This is a genomic window from Neobacillus sp. GCM10027624 (genome assembly GCF_042675345.1).
Taxonomy (GTDB): domain Bacteria; phylum Bacillota; class Bacilli; order Bacillales; family Cytobacillaceae; genus Neobacillus; species Neobacillus cucumis_D.
The window spans coordinates 866,933-881,732 of the sequence record NZ_JBHTHD010000011.1 but is presented as its reverse complement, the minus strand read 5'-3'; the positions used below and the strand labels follow the sequence as shown (position 1 = coordinate 881,732).

Below are 14,800 nucleotides of genomic sequence, written 5' to 3'. Positions count from 1 at the left end.
GTATTCTTTCTTCAGCTGTAAATTTGGCCATAAAAAAACCCCTAAACGTTAGAATGGTGTCTAACATTTAGGGGGCATTTCAATGTTATTAGGCTAATTATCTTTATTCCTTATTGTGATAAAGCACCGAGTTAAATAAAAGTTTTATTAAAGCATATTAATTTACCTCCTGAAGAAAAATAAGGTACCAATCAAACTAAAATCCGGTGGTAAAAATGAAATTTAACAACGAGATATCAAATGTTCTGCATTACAATATCCAAACCTTAACTGCCCTTTTGGGACAGAGTTCTGATTTTCAAGTAAGAGAAATTACCTTGACCGGTATAAATAAGAAAGCAGCAATTTTATTCATCGATGAGATTGTAGATGCCAATGCAGTTCAGCGATACGTACTAGAACCTTTATTAACATATAACCTACCTCATTTTAAAACAGACGAAGAACTGCTTACATTTATGGAATCATCTGTCATTCAATCGAAAACTATAACACGCGTGGAAGATATGACACATGCTTCAAGTGAGTTGCTGGCAGGCAAAACCCTTATCATAGTTGAAGGAATAAATGCTTTTCTCTCTACCGATACAACTAAATGGAACACACGGAACATAGAAAGCCCAAAAGGACAACGGGTCGCGAAAGGACCTGATGTGGGTTTCTCCGAAAGTAGAAGCACAAACATCTCTCTTGTAAGGAAAATTATTAAAAATCCTAATATCAGAGTAACCAACAAGCAATATGGAACAAACACCCACACAGATGTATCGGTCATGTACATTGATAACATCGTGGATAAGGAAATACTAAAGACAATTTATGAACGCCTTGAAAACCTGCAGTTGGATGCAATTCTGGAAACAAATTACATTCAGATGGTTCTGACGAAGGAGTCCAAATCTTTTTTTCCACTTATGCTCAACACAGATAGACCCGATGTGGTAGCGGGTGAAATGTTGGAAGGGAAAATCGCGATTTTTGTTGACGGCTCACCTTATGTACTAATCGCTCCTGCAGTACTCGTTCAATTTTTCCAAACGCCCGAAGATTATTATTTAGGGAAAACTGGTCTTTTAAATCAGCGCCTTCTTCGCTGTTGTTTATATTTTATAGCCTTGTATATTCCGGGGGTGTATGTAGCGTTTGTGACTTACCATGCAAATTTGCTGCCTATCAAACTGTTATTGGGGTTTGTTTCACAAAGAGAATTGGTACCATTTCCATCCGCATTACAAGTATCTGTTTTGATTATTGTGACCATAGCCATAAACGAAAGTTCCTCGCGCCTGCAGCAAAATATTGCCATTACGGTGTCCATTTTCGCAGGAATTGTATTGGGTCAGTCGGCTATTGAATCACAATTAGTTGAACCAGCCAGCTTAGTAATCGTTTGTATTACGTATATTTTAGTCAGTGTGGTCCCAATTTTCTCGATGCGAACACCGGCAGCAACAATCACTCTTGTTTTTATTAGTGCGGGCGCAGCTCTCGGTTTTTACGGAATTGCGTTAATGTCACTTGTTTTACTGCTTCATCTAACTTCCTTACGGAGCTTCGGAGTCCCCTATTTATCTCCTTTTGCTCCACTTGTTGCTCATGATTTAAAAGACAGCGCGATTCAATTGTCACAGGTAGAAATGACAAATGATGAGTCCCGTTACATGAAGGAAGAAACGGTGGAAGAGACAGATGAAGCGTAAACATACGAAATCAAATATTACCCTAATTCTGATAATAGGATTAGTAATCGCTAATATCATCGGCGAATTTGCTCAAGACAGCACATTGAATAAAATTTACATTATTTCCGCGATCGGTATTGATAAAAGTAAGAGTGGATATATTACAACCTTACAAATCTATAATCCAGCATCTAACAGTAAAGAAGGAACAGCGGAACAAGGTGCGTATACATACAGTGCGGAGGGTCGTACAATTCCTGAAGCTATTGAACTTATTCAAAATAGAATGCCACGGTCGATTTTCTTGGATAGTATGGAAGTGGTCGTTATAGGGGAAGCATTAGTAAAATCTGAAGGAATTTCTCCCCTTACCCAATACTTTTTACGGGAAGCTAATTTCCCTTCCAATATAAGGATGGTCATATCCAAAGGAGTAAATCCAGATAAGCTTCTTCAAATCTTTACCCCAGTTCAAAAAATTTCAGGAAACAGATTTGATGAAATGCTGGATTTAAAACAAGATTCCTGGGGTGAACTCTCGAATATGACGGCTGACAAAATAATGGGGTTATTAAAGCAGAATAGGACAGAACTAACCATCCCATATATCGCACTAAAGGGTTCACTCTCAAAGGGAATTTCGAAAAGTAATATCGAAAAAGCGTCGCCAGATACGATATTAGAATTGGGTGGATTAGCCGTTTTTAAGCATCAAAGATTATCATACTGGCTTTCTTCATCGGAAAGCAACCTATTTGCGTTAACCCGAACAAATATACAGAAAACTACATTGGTAACGAAGTGCCGTAAAAAGTCTGGATATTTAACGTGGAAGGATGTTAAAAGTAAACTAGATATTAAATTACAAACTAAAAAGGGATTTCCAACCTATCTTCTTCAGGTTCAAATAAAAGGTAAACTAGAGGATGTGTCGTGCAAAATGGACACTTCGACTGTCCAAAACATTGACCGATTAGAACAAGATGCAGAACAAGCACTTCAAAATCAGATTAATCGGCTGATAAAGAAAACGCAAAATAAAAAAACCGATATCAATGGATTCGCAGAAACTATGTATAGAAAACAACCAGATCGGTGGAACCGGATAAAAAATAATTGGGATTCCGTCTATTCATCCATACCGATTCATACAAAAGTTAGGATTGATATTTTAGAAACCGGAGAAATTTCATCGCAATAATACGGACTCTATACATGGAAGGGAATAAATGGGATGATGGTAAGATTAGCGCCAATTGAAATATTTTCCTTAATGATTAACTTTTTGCTTGGAAGTACTATTGTCGTAGGTTGGAACTTCGAAACGAAACAAGATGTTTGGATTACAATTTTGTTGTCGTTAGGCTTTGGTATAGGGATTTTTTATTTTTATCTGATGCTTCACTCAATCGGAAAATGGGGAAATTTAATCCAACTTATGGAACTTGGGTTTGGAAGATGGATTTCCAAACTACTAGGATTTATATATTGTCTATACTTTATATACATTGCAGGAAGAGTGTTAAAGGATTTCTCCTTTTTCGTCTCTCAAGTGCTTTTTCACAACATCCCCTTTGTGATTATATCTATCACACTTCTACTGGTGGTTTCGTATAGTTGTTATCTTGGCATCGAAGCTACCGCCAGAAGTTCAGTGATTTTATGCGCTTTTTCAGGTTTTTTCATTTTTATTCTTATGGCTTTTGGATACCTATCTCCTTATTTTGAATTTAGCCAATTAACTCCCGTATTCCGGACGAGCTGGAAGAATATTTTCTCTTCCGTTTTTCCAACCGGATTAACTTTCCCGTATGGCGAGCTCATCGTATTTACGATGCTATTTCCATATGCTAACAATAAAAAGTCTTTACGAAAATACGGTTGGATTTCTGTGTGCACAACCGGAATGCTCTTGCTTCTAGCCGGAGAAATGATACTGGGCTTGTTAAATTCTGAAACAGTCAACATGTATGTATTTCCTTTTGTGAAGGCTTTGGAACTGACTAGCGTCGTAGAATTTCTGCCACACATGGAGATTTTTGCGGTCATCCTCAACCTTATCGGTGGATTTGTTAAAATCTCAATATTTATGTACGGCGGGCTTATGATTCTTGCGAACATATTTCCAAAGACAAAGCCAAATCGGCGAATCATGGTAACAGCGGTCCTAACCTTTTTATTCACTTTTACATTGTCGAAAAACATTATTCAACACTTGTTCATTGGATTGAAAATTGTTCCGCTTTATCTCCACATCCCATTGCAATTTATCATTCCAGGTATCTTGGTCATTTGTTTATTTGTAAAAAAACACATTTTAAAATCAATTTAAATAAGGGCTCTAATTGTTCATTTTTTGCATTTGCTTATTGATTCGGTCTACAGCCAATTTTGTTGAGTTGTTTACGAGAGTAACTTTATCAAAATGAACTTCTCCCTCTATATAGAAAGGATAAGCCACCATTATGGCGGATGCTCTTTAACTCTTGCAACCCTAGAGTTTAAATTATCATTCAACAAATTTTTCTTTTATTAGAAAAGGTCTCCATGGAATAAAGAGCTCCTTCACACTAGGCCATAATATTTGTATAGTTCCAGTTAGTGTTGGGCAAAGTTAAAAGAGCAATTTCAATATTATGAGGGGAAAAGTTTATGAAGAATAGTTTTTCCATTCAAGGCACTTACCACTATTTCCAGGAAGCTTTTACTTTCAGCTCGGATTTAAAGATGAAAACAATGAGCTTTCCACAATACGAATATTCGCTTTTTTACTTGGATACGATGGTCGATTCGCAGGTTTTTCAGGAACATATTGTAAAGCCATTATCAATAAGACCTGATGCGAATACCAAAGAAGTTATCACCGTCCAGGATATGAAGGAGACCGAAGACTTGGATGAGGCCGTGAAGGCCCTCGTACAAGGGAAGACGGTTTTGCAAATGGATGGAGATAGTGTTTTATTACTTCTCGGAACTGAGTTACACAAAGGGCGTCAGATTAATTTTCCTACGAATGAACGGGTGCTTCGGGGGTCAAGAGAAGCCTTCGTGGAACATTTGGAAACGAACCTCAATTTACTTAGGAAACGGATTGCCTCACCCGATCTTGTCGTTAAGTATTTCACCATAGGACGTGTTTCGCAAACCAAGGTTTCAGTCATTTACATTAAAGGGATTGCAAATCCGAAAGTTACTAACTTAATTGAAAAAAGACTGCAAAAAGTAGATATTGATAGTATTTACGCCCCTGGGTTCATCCAGGAATTCGTCCAAGACAAACGATTTAGTTTATTTCCGCAAATGCTGACATCTGAGCGTTTAGATCGGACGAGAGCGTATTTGATGGAAGGCAAAGCCGCTATCATTATGGAAGGATCTCCTGATGCTTCAATAATGCCGGTATCGTTCTGGGCTTTTTTTCAATCTCCGGACGATTATCAAATCAATTGGTTGATTGGCAGTGCTATCAGAATGTTGCGTATCACCTGCTTTTTTATTGCTCTCGGATTACCCGGATTATATACTTCACTTGTTGTATTTCACTCATACATTCTTCCAATGAATATGGCTTTGACTGTTCAAGGCGCATTAAAGTATATCACGTTTCATCCCGCGTCTGAGGTGATACTCTTACTTGTTGCGCTTGAAATATTAAAAGAAGCAGCCGTGCGGCTCGCAAGTCCTATAGGGCAAGTTGTAGGAGTAGTGGGAGGCATTATCATTGGAACAGCGGTCGTCCAGTCCAATTTGATTTCTAATACTGCTGTCGTTGTCGCAGCGTTTACTGGCATGGCGTCATATCTCATACCCTCTTACGAAATGAGCAACTCCATCAGACTCCTTAACATACCAGTGATCTTGCTTTCAGCGCTTTTTGGGCTTGTGGGACTTGTTTTCTCTTTTCTTATGCTGAATATTTATTTGTGCCGAATGAACACTATGGGTCTTCCTTATTATTATCCGGCGTTCGCGGACAGCGGAGTGAAAGATACGCTTATTAGGGCGCCTATGTGGAGCTTAAGAAAACGTCCGAAGGAAGCTGCTCCAATCAATCGGCAGCGACTGGGAAATCCAGAAGGGTGGAAGGAATGATGAGGGAAGAGTCTATTTCCAACCGGCATCTTCTATTCCTTGTTCTACTCATGCAAATAGGCAGCAGAATTTTGTCTTTGCCTTACGTAGAGGCAAAATATGCAGGTATTTATGGATGGATGGCTGCTCTTATCGGAGGAGTCGCCTCTCAATTAAGTATTATGCTAATTTGGAAGCTTGGAAAACGTCATCCAGATCAGCATATCTTTCAATATGTTTATACGATTGTAGGCAAATCGATTGGCGGTGTCTTAACCCTCCTTTATGCAGTTTACTTTTCCTATAGTGCGCTCATTGTCGCACTGCTATATATTGATAAGCTAAGCAGATGGGTCTTGCCTAAGACGCCCTGGTGGGTGCTGCTACTCCTAATTTTCGTCGCTTGCGGTTATGCGGCCATGTCGTCATTGCGATTGCAGTCTTTTATCAGTCTTTCACTAGTACCCATTCTCTTTGTAGGATATTTAACGATAGTAGTTAGCGGACTTAAAGAAGCAGATGTCCGTAATGTTTTACCTATAGGGCACAGCGGAGGCTCATCATTTGCAAGCGGTGTATTTCAAGTCTACAGTGCTGGTTTTGGATATGACCTGCTCTTGTATGCATTCCCTTTTGTAAAAAGCCAAAGCAGTAGAAAGCTTCTGGGAGCGATGACTTGGGCAAATGGCTTGACAACCCTATTTTATGTGACGGTTATTTTGATTTGTGCTTTAAACTTCACCCCCGACCAAATGAGCAGCATACCAGAACCAACCGTATTCATATTAAAGCAATTACAATGGGATGTTGTGCAAAGCATAGATATGTTGTTTATTTCATTTTGGTTTTCCATTCTTGCAGCTACCGTATATGTGTATCTTTTTTTGGCCGCTAGAGCAGTATGCCATATTGGAGCTGTTCACAAGGAAAAGCATGTCCTATGGGTTTGGATATGCACAGGAATCTGCTTTACTATTGGCTGCTGGATGCCAGAAGGAAATCTGATAAATGCCGTATCTGGGAAACCATATGAAATAATGAGCGTAGTTTGTATAGTTTTCATACCTCTCCTATTATTGCTCATACCTAAAGTTTCACGTTTGAGGGGGAGAAATATTTGAAAAAACTTACACTCTCCTTTTTAATTTTGCTTATGTTAAGCGGATGCTGGGATCAGCAAAATTTTAAGAACCTCCAAATGATTGATGTGATTGGATTTGACAAGGCAAATAGGTCCGAAGATATGAAATTAAGCCTCGCTATTTCCTCACTATCTGAAGCGCATCAGGGTGGAGGAAAGCCGGAAATGGAATTGACTACGACTCAAGGATCTAGTTTAGCAGACGCCATTGAAACCGCAGATTTCAGGGCACCTGGAACGCTGGCTTTTAATCAAGCCCGTATGTATATCATTAGTAAATCGTTCGCATCCGACAACCCGATTGAGAAAATGAAAATATTAGGACAGGTCGCCACCTGCCCGTTAACATCAAGTGTTGTTGTGTATGACGGAGAAGTTTCCAAACTTCTTACAAAAAAAGAACTAAAGAAAAAAACGAGTGCAAATTATTTAACTAATTTAATAAAAGAGGCCGAGTTTATTCACTTCATTCCCAAAGAGACGCTGCTCCGGTTTCTTTTTGCAAAAAAAGACCCATATGTTGATGTTGCATTGCCGTTAATTCAGTCCAAAGGCGATAATATTCAGCTGAATGGTTCGGCATTATTTCGGGCTGGAAGGTACTCAGGAGTAGATTTGTCCCCAACTCTGACAAAAATAGTTTTGCTAATGAAAGGAGTCGCAGGGTCGGGCATTCATCTCATCGTAGATTTGAACGGAGCCACTTACGATGTATTGGTAAAAAAGGCCCGCAAAAAAATTGTAGTCAACGCCAAGGATAATAAGGTTACTGAAATCATGCTGCCTTTAAAAATACAAGCTCAAATACTGGATACACATACAAACAATAATCCACTGACACAAACAAAGCTGAACAAACTAGAGAAGAAGCTGACAAATGAAATAAATTTTCAAGCGCTTCAAGCAATCCAGACTTTACAGAAGGCGAATTGTGACTATCTAGGATTCGCGCGTGAACTTCATGCTTATCATCATGAGGAATGGAGTAAGATGAACTGGAGAAAGGAATATCCAAGATTAAAGATTCGTCCTGAAGTCAAACTTCAGATTTTAAATTCTGGAGTCATGTTCTAAAAGATATTCGGCATACATGTGATAAAGAAACCTTTTGGAAGTTTCACAAGGTTTTTAGTATTGAAAATTCGCCTCCATTCTTTTTATGAATTTCTTACAGTTGACCGTGACTGGACTAAACCTGGGTCTTTATAATAGGAGTTGAGCAGCTTGAGAGTCCCAATAACAAAGCTTTGGGACTCCTTTTACATTTATAGTTCAAAATCAACCTACTACCTACTCCTCCCTCTTGTAATATTTATAGGTGTTAAAATGAGAAATTTCCGCCTTAACCTTGATGCTCTTCAAGGAACTCTCATCCAGGTAGAACGTACCAGATTTTTCTAATTCATGAAAGGATTTTGGATGGCGGCGGTACCACTTTTTTCCCACGTTCAATAGGTCGGCCTGCTGTTGGATTCCTTCCTTATATAGGGCAGCGACTTTCTTTTTCGTATCCGCTGCAATGATCCGATTTAATTTCGTGATAGAAACATCCTCGATTTTTTCAAGCAAATCTCCTTTCACCGAAAGTTCGACGGAGAACACAGGGGAAGCCGTCCCTTTCATATATTTCACTTTCATTTTGGGAGAGTCGAGCTTAACAGCTGCCAAAAGCTTTTCGTGTTCGTTTACCTCCTCTTCAACGGAATTCTTCTTTTCCGTAAGCCACTCCATGTAGAGGGAGTCTTTAAAGGGGAGGTTAGCTATATGCTTCCGGTTTTGAAAGACGGCCCATCCATTGAAAAAAAGAACGGGATACTTCTTTTCTGCTTTCCAGGTGTTGTGATCGATCTTGACCATGGGGATTTTCGCCACTCCCATAGGTTCAAAATATTCCCTTAAAAATTGTAGTGCCAGCATCGGTTTCAGAGAGTCCAGATAGGCCCTGTTCCCTCCTTTTCGAAACATAACTGTATAGGGGGCAGGATAATCAAATAAGGCTTTGGCCTGGAACACATCCTGGATGGGATCTTCTGCTATCACAATCCGCATTGTGTGACGGAGGGACTTATTACGTTCGATTTCCTCCACGACTTCCCGAAATTTGTGGTCCACAAGATGATTACTTATGACGAAGGTGATTACGTGCCCGAAAAACAAAGGCGGCTCTGACTTTTTATAGAGATGGCTGACGGCCAGATTCAACGTTTTCCCCTTGGCTTTGGCAACAAAAGCCGGGATGGGCCCGGTTGGTCTCCCGCCCTCCTGCTTGGCTACCTCCGCAAAATTCAGCGACTGCAGATAGGTGATATATTCCCCTTTCTTCTCGTCATAATCCATCCCGATCGCCACAATATAGTTCAAATCCTGGATATCCTTTAAACCGGTGCATCCGGATAACAGCAGGCAAGCAGACAAAATGGCAACCATCCATTTCTCCCTCATGACCGGTCCTCCTGCCTAGTAGTGTCTTCCGGACTTGTTGCGTCTGTTCTGGAATTATACCATTGGCGTGGTGCCATCATGAACGACCGGAACGCTTCACTTAGCTTAAACGGGGCGAGCGACCCGAGGAGCGGTTCCCCGAAGGAAGTGATAGTTGAAAGATAAAGTATGGTCAAGATTATGCCGGCAAGGACCCCGAATAATCCGAATAACGTGCCAAACAGAAGAATGATAAAACGCAAAATGGTAATGGCAGTCGATAAATATTGACTCACCAAGGTAAAATTCGCCACGAATGTGATCGCTGCCACGACCAGCATGGTGGGGGATGTTAAGCCCGCCCGGATTGCGGCATCCCCCACAATAAGTCCACCTAATACTGCGACAGTTTGACCGATGGCCCTTGGAAGTCGGACGCCTGCTTCATTGAACATTTCAAACAAGAGCAGGATAATGGCCATCTCAATTGGCGTGGATAAGGGAATTCCAAACCGCGAGATGGAAATGGTCGCCAACAGGAAGTAAGGAATCTGTTCGATATTGAAGGAAGAAAATGAAACCCACAACCCGGGCAAGAAAGCAGATATGAGCAGGCCTGCCAGCCGAAGCATCCGTTCCATAGACACATAGGCATAGCTTATATACGAGTCCTCCGGAGACTTGACCATCACCAACATAGAGACTGGAGCATAGGAAACGGTAGGGTTCCCGTCCACAATGAGGGCAAAGCGCCCTTGATTCAGCGCCTGAACGATAAAATCCGGTCTCCCGGAATAGTCCATGCTTGGAAAGATGGAATAAGGCCTGTCCCGTACATATGACTCAAGTGCATAGATGCTCGTCAATATATCGAGATTGGTTTTCTCCAGGCGCATGTGGATTTCGTCAAGTACCCTCTGGTCAATCAGGTCCTCCATATACATGAGAACCACTTTTGTGTTGCTTCTTTTGCCAATACTGTATTCCTCTAGGCATAAGGAAGGGGTATTAAGCCTACGGCGGATCAGGGAGATGTTGGTCCGGATGTCTTCCACGAATCCGTCCTTCGGCCCTCTGATCGATGTCTCAATGGCGGACTCTTCCGGGGTACGTTTCGGCAGAGACCCAGCGTGAATGGCGAAGAAGGAATGTTCCAATAGAAACAAGACGTTTCCTGCAAGAAGCAGCCGGGATATTTCCTCGACAGTATTATCTGATACGTTCTTTGCCTGAAAGAGAAGCGGAAGCGCCTGGTCGGGTACTTGCCCTTCGAACGCAATGAATTTCGGTAAAATGTACTGATCAAGATAATTTTGGTCGACCAAACTGTTAAAATAGAGGATTTCATAGGATTCATCCCGCGTCTTGTGAGGAATTGACAAAAGGTCCTGGCTTCCTTTGAACAGCTTCTTCAAGTCTTTTGCCTTTTCCTCTAAGTTTCTGTCAGGAAGCGGGTTCAGCTCCGTTTTTCTTCTCATGTTGGCCCTCCTTTCTCTTTAGGATGAACAGAAGCAGTGCCGAAACCAGCGTGTAAGTAAGGAAAAACACCATGCATGACGGCAGGACGTAAAGAAGGACAGCCTTGTTGAAATTATAGGTCTCCCATGGAATCATCATCAGGACGAACAAAATGAGATAAAGAACACCGACAAGAACAGGATGAAGACGGTAATGACGAGTTTTCCCGGTGAGAAGCGTCCCAATGAGATACATGAACAAACTGATCCGTGTCAGTCCGCCGCACATCCACTGATAAAGGGCCAAAAAATCAAGATGCGTTATGTACTCTCCGATGCTTAAAATCCGCCACTCCTCATAGGCAGGATAACGGAGCTGGATCGCTTCCTGCGGCCCAAACTCCATAATGGCGGCCGTAAGAGGACCAAGAATCAAAATAGTTAGGAACGTAACTAGAATGAACAGCTGCCTGAACTTGATGGACGCTTGTGAAAATGGCTGCAGCAAAATCACCAGGTACATCTCAAGCAGGCCTGAAAGTGATAAGACGACTCCCTTCCAAAAGGGGCTGAACCCTTCCGCTAAAACGGGAAACAAATAACCTGGCTCTTTCATGCTCGTGTTGCTGATGGCAATGAATATGCCAAACAAAACCACGAAAGGAACCAAAAATCCGCTGGTAATCGCCATGGCCTTAATCCCGGCTAGCGTGATGATGAAGCATAGTACCAACAACAGGATTTTAATCATGAATTCTGAATAGTCCGCTAAAAAATAGGATTTCAGCCATACCATAAAATCCCGGAACGTGATATACGTGCTGATGAGCAGAAAAAGTATGACGGGAACCGAAAGGAGCACAGAAAAAAAGGCTCCAAACCGGTGCCTGACCGCCGGAAAGAAACCACCATCCGGGGAGTTCTTCAGGATAAAATAAATGATTGGCAAAGACAAGAGGGCGATGAGATAGGCGGCAATCACGCTCAGCCAGCTGTCCCGACCAGCGACAGTTAGTAGGTTTGGAATCAGAATAACATGGTTCATCAAACCCGTAGAAAGAACGAGCAACAGGAAAAGTTGCCTTGGAATCAGGATTTTTGTTAAGTTTTGCATGTGCACCACCATGATGTTGTATTTCTGTTAGTTTTATCCAAAGTATGTAAAACTATGTATATTGCCATTGTCAAAAGCATGGGAATTTTACGTATTAAATAAAGACTCTACTTATTAGTTTTACTAACAATCTGATTAGTTTTATTAAATTTTCAATAGATTTATATTCATTTATAATTAATGTGAAATGATAGCATTAGGAATCTACTATTATGTTTACTGTACTTATGCCACCCTCTTGTAGAAAACACAGCCTTGATAACACCTATATAATTGTAGAAAGAGAGCGTCATCTATAATGGAGAACACTACACATGTTTTGATTAATATACTCGCTATATTGTTCAATATCCTATTTCTACAATACACTTTATATAGAAGAAATCTTGAGCAGCTTCAAATCGAAAGAGCGGTCTTTATGATGATTAGTGTAATGATTGCCGCGAACATCCTATTTCCAATCGAATTGGGAGACGGATTTATCTTTAACCTGAGTTTGATCCCCCTGGCTTTCGGATGTTTCTATGCAATGAGGTTTCTCAAAATTTGGTTTTTTTTCCTATTCCTGTTCCTTGTCCTCCGATTTATTGAGGGTAACGATTATTTATGGCTCACCATTTCAACGGTACTTCTATTTTGTCTCCTGTTTATTTTATTTCGCAAACGCTTTCAATCCTATCCGATGAAAGAGAGACTGCACTTTCTTACCATGTTTATGCTGTTTATCAGCATCTGGTGGTTGGCGTGCGTTTATTATTTTTACCATATTTCCTATACCGCCCTTTTCTGTCTCGCCTATATATTCAGCCAAGCTGGAGGAATTTATGTCTTTGGCTATATTCTTGAATCCGTACGGCAACAGCATGCTTTATTGAACAGAGTTGTGAAAATGGAAAAAAAGGAAGTGGTCAGCCACTTGGCAGCCAGTATCTCCCACGAAGTGAGAAATCCGCTTACGACGGCAAGAGGATTCATGCAACTTCTTGGTGAAATGAAAGATGTCGATCAAAGACAAATGGAATACATTAGTATCGCACTGCAAGAGTTGGACAGGGCGAATAGCATCATCCGAGATTATTTGATGTTTGCCAAGCCTGCACCGGAAAATATGGAAGAATTCGAGATAAAAGAAGAAATCGAAAAATCTTTACAACTTATCGAGCCGCTCGCAAGCATGAATGGCGTGCAATTAAAAAAGGAAATCAATTCTTGCAGTATTAAGGGCAATCGAGGGATGTTCCAGCAGGTGTTGATTAACATCCTAAAAAACGGTATTGAAGCAATGCCAAAAGGCGGTGAGCTGACGATTACTAGTTTTCAAACAGACTCCACCATTAAAGTCACCATTAAAGATGAAGGTATCGGTATGACCGCAGAACAGAAAAATCGGCTTGGAGAGCCGTACTTTTCGTTAAAAGATGGTAAAGGGACAGGCCTTGGTATGATGGTTGTTTACCGAATTGTTGAGATGATGAAAGGAAAAGTTTGTGTAACAAGTGAACAGGGAAAAGGGACAGGCATTACGTTACTTTTTCCATCAATTAATGAGAAAGTGATAAACAAATAAAGCTGGAATTTCCAGCTTTATTTTTCTGAATTGGTTTCTTCCGAAGCAACTTTAACATATTAATGAATAAATGCCCTAAGGCTCCGAAAACGATTCGGAGCCTTAATATTTAGAAATTTATACCGCTTCAACAATGATCGATACGCCTTGCCCGCCCCCGACACATAGCGACGCTAATCCAATTTGTTTCTTTTGCCGTCTTAATTCATGAACTAAGGTAACGACAATCCGGGCACCGGAACATCCGATAGGGTGGCCCAATGCAATTGCCCCTCCATTCACATTTATAATTTCCTCTGGTAAACCTAATTCCTTATTTACCGCTAGCACTTGTGCGGCAAATGCTTCATTTAATTCAGCCAGTTCAATATCCTGTATGGTAAGGTTTGCTCTCTCCAAGGCTTTCTGTGTTGCCGGCACCGGTCCAATCCCCATAATAGAAGGAGGCACGGCAGCACTAGCAACGGAACGAATTCTGGCAAGCGGCTTTAAACCGTATTCCTTTACTGCTTGTTCAGAAGCGACGATTACGGCGGCGGCCCCATCATTTAACCCGGAAGCATTACCAGCTGTCACCGTTCCATTCTCTTTAAACGCTGGCCTCAGATTTTGTAATTTCTCTAGACTAGTAGTTTTGATGTTTTCATCCTCTATACAGAAACTGGTACCTTTCTTGTTTTTAATCGAAATAGGGATGATTTCATTTTGGAATTTACCTTGTTCTTGAGCTTTAAGGGCTTTAATTTGACTCTCCAGAGCAAAAACATCTTGTTCTTCCCGTGAAATTTGATAACGATCAACCAAGTTCTCAGCTGTAATCCCCATATGATAACCTTCAATTGCACAATGAAGACCATCGTGAAACATGGCATCCACGGTCTTTAAATCTCCCATTTTATTTCCCCATCTGGCATTTAGCAGTAAATGCGGGACATTACTCATGCTTTCTGTTCCCCCCGCCATCACTACATTGGAATCTCCAGCAAGAATCTGGTGATAGGCTAATGTAATCGCGCGCAATCCTGATGCACATTGTTTATCGATGGTAATGGCTGGTACTGATACAGGTAGTCCGGAATGAATCGCAACCTGTCTGGCTGGATTCCCTTTAAGTCCTGCTTTTAATACATTGCCAAGTACTACCTCATCAATACATTCCCCTGCAAGACCGGATCGTTTCCATACCTCCTCCACGACATCAGTTGCCAGTTTTACTGCACTAACCTCCTTCATTGAGCCGCCAAAACTTCCAATCGGTGTTCTAAGAGCCTCTACCAAGTATACATTTTGCATTTTGTATCCCTCATTTTCTATTAAAATTTTAGTTTGCCAATTTCCGTAACCTAT

The 14,800-nt window shown here is 40.9% G+C and carries 11 protein-coding genes; 7 read left to right on the top strand and 4 right to left on the bottom strand.

The features are described 5' to 3' along the window. The first annotated feature begins 215 nt into the window (after positions 1–215). From ACFQZ9_RS20795 to ACFQZ9_RS20770, 6 genes are all read left to right on the top strand, one after another. Complete coding sequence (locus ACFQZ9_RS20795) at positions 216–1,700, top strand: spore germination protein (RefSeq protein WP_498945176.1); 1,485 nt, start codon at positions 216–218, stop codon at positions 1,698–1,700. After that, positions 1,690–2,883 carry a Ger(x)C family spore germination protein gene (locus ACFQZ9_RS20790; protein ID WP_498945175.1) on the top strand — a complete coding sequence of 398 codons (1,194 nt, stop codon included), beginning with the start codon at positions 1,690–1,692 and terminating at the stop codon, positions 2,881–2,883. Before ACFQZ9_RS20795 ends, ACFQZ9_RS20790 begins: the two co-directional genes overlap by 11 nt. A 33-nt stretch (positions 2,884–2,916) precedes the next feature. Continuing rightward, complete coding sequence (locus ACFQZ9_RS20785; protein WP_498945174.1) at positions 2,917–4,014, top strand: GerAB/ArcD/ProY family transporter; 1,098 nt, start codon at positions 2,917–2,919, stop codon at positions 4,012–4,014. Between the two features lie 320 nt (positions 4,015–4,334). Further along, positions 4,335–5,774: a spore germination protein gene (locus tag ACFQZ9_RS20780; RefSeq protein WP_498945173.1), complete on the top strand. Its 1,440-nt coding sequence runs from the start codon at positions 4,335–4,337 to the stop codon at positions 5,772–5,774. Beyond that, positions 5,774–6,874: a GerAB/ArcD/ProY family transporter gene (locus ACFQZ9_RS20775; protein WP_498945172.1), complete on the top strand. Its 1,101-nt coding sequence runs from the start codon at positions 5,774–5,776 to the stop codon at positions 6,872–6,874. Before ACFQZ9_RS20780 ends, ACFQZ9_RS20775 begins: the two co-directional genes overlap by 1 nt. Further along, positions 6,871–7,968: a Ger(x)C family spore germination protein gene (locus ACFQZ9_RS20770; protein WP_498945171.1), complete on the top strand. Its 1,098-nt coding sequence runs from the start codon at positions 6,871–6,873 to the stop codon at positions 7,966–7,968. Before ACFQZ9_RS20775 ends, ACFQZ9_RS20770 begins: the two co-directional genes overlap by 4 nt. A 216-nt stretch (positions 7,969–8,184) precedes the next feature. Here the strand turns inward: ACFQZ9_RS20770 and ACFQZ9_RS20765 are convergent, their stop codons facing one another. The 3 genes from ACFQZ9_RS20765 to ACFQZ9_RS20755 are packed head-to-tail and all read right to left on the bottom strand — an operon-like array spanning position 8,185 to position 11,886. Beyond that, the gene (locus ACFQZ9_RS20765; protein WP_498945170.1) at positions 8,185–9,336 is read right to left on the bottom strand and encodes a Ger(x)C family spore germination protein; all 1,152 of its coding nucleotides are present in this window, start codon (positions 9,334–9,336) and stop codon (positions 8,185–8,187) included. Next, complete coding sequence (locus tag ACFQZ9_RS20760) at positions 9,333–10,793, bottom strand: spore germination protein (RefSeq protein ID WP_498945169.1); 1,461 nt, start codon at positions 10,791–10,793, stop codon at positions 9,333–9,335. The genes ACFQZ9_RS20765 and ACFQZ9_RS20760 overlap by 4 nt, the downstream gene beginning before the upstream one ends. After that, positions 10,759–11,886: a GerAB/ArcD/ProY family transporter gene (locus tag ACFQZ9_RS20755; RefSeq protein ID WP_498945168.1), complete on the bottom strand. Its 1,128-nt coding sequence runs from the start codon at positions 11,884–11,886 to the stop codon at positions 10,759–10,761. Before ACFQZ9_RS20755 ends, ACFQZ9_RS20760 begins: the two co-directional genes overlap by 35 nt. A 418-nt stretch (positions 11,887–12,304) precedes the next feature. On the opposite strand from ACFQZ9_RS20755, the gene ACFQZ9_RS20750 reads away from it, so the two are divergent. After that, the gene (locus ACFQZ9_RS20750) at positions 12,305–13,453 is read left to right on the top strand and encodes an ATP-binding protein (protein ID WP_498945167.1); all 1,149 of its coding nucleotides are present in this window, start codon (positions 12,305–12,307) and stop codon (positions 13,451–13,453) included. Positions 13,454–13,570: 117 nt separating this feature from the next. Here the strand turns inward: ACFQZ9_RS20750 and ACFQZ9_RS20745 are convergent, their stop codons facing one another. Continuing rightward, positions 13,571–14,746: a thiolase family protein gene (locus ACFQZ9_RS20745; protein ID WP_498945166.1), complete on the bottom strand. Its 1,176-nt coding sequence runs from the start codon at positions 14,744–14,746 to the stop codon at positions 13,571–13,573. Positions 14,747–14,800: the final 54 nt, after the last annotated feature.

Bases quoted from the DNA above. Each gene is read 5' to 3' on its own strand.
- ACFQZ9_RS20760 (WP_498945169.1), bottom strand. From the start codon at position 10,793: ATGAGAAGAAAAACGGAGCTGAACCCGCTTCCTGACAGAAACTTAGAG.
- ACFQZ9_RS20785 (WP_498945174.1), top strand. From the start codon at position 2,917: ATGATGGTAAGATTAGCGCCAATTGAAATATTTTCCTTAATGATTAAC.
- ACFQZ9_RS20775 (WP_498945172.1), top strand. From the start codon at position 5,774: ATGAGGGAAGAGTCTATTTCCAACCGGCATCTTCTATTCCTTGTTCTA.
- ACFQZ9_RS20795 (WP_498945176.1), top strand. From the start codon at position 216: ATGAAATTTAACAACGAGATATCAAATGTTCTGCATTACAATATCCAA.
- ACFQZ9_RS20790 (WP_498945175.1), top strand. From the start codon at position 1,690: ATGAAGCGTAAACATACGAAATCAAATATTACCCTAATTCTGATAATA.
- ACFQZ9_RS20765 (WP_498945170.1), bottom strand. From the start codon at position 9,336: ATGAGGGAGAAATGGATGGTTGCCATTTTGTCTGCTTGCCTGCTGTTA.
- ACFQZ9_RS20780 (WP_498945173.1), top strand. From the start codon at position 4,335: ATGAAGAATAGTTTTTCCATTCAAGGCACTTACCACTATTTCCAGGAA.
- ACFQZ9_RS20745 (WP_498945166.1), bottom strand. From the start codon at position 14,746: ATGCAAAATGTATACTTGGTAGAGGCTCTTAGAACACCGATTGGAAGT.
- ACFQZ9_RS20750 (WP_498945167.1), top strand. From the start codon at position 12,305: ATGATGATTAGTGTAATGATTGCCGCGAACATCCTATTTCCAATCGAA.
- ACFQZ9_RS20755 (WP_498945168.1), bottom strand. From the start codon at position 11,886: ATGCAAAACTTAACAAAAATCCTGATTCCAAGGCAACTTTTCCTGTTG.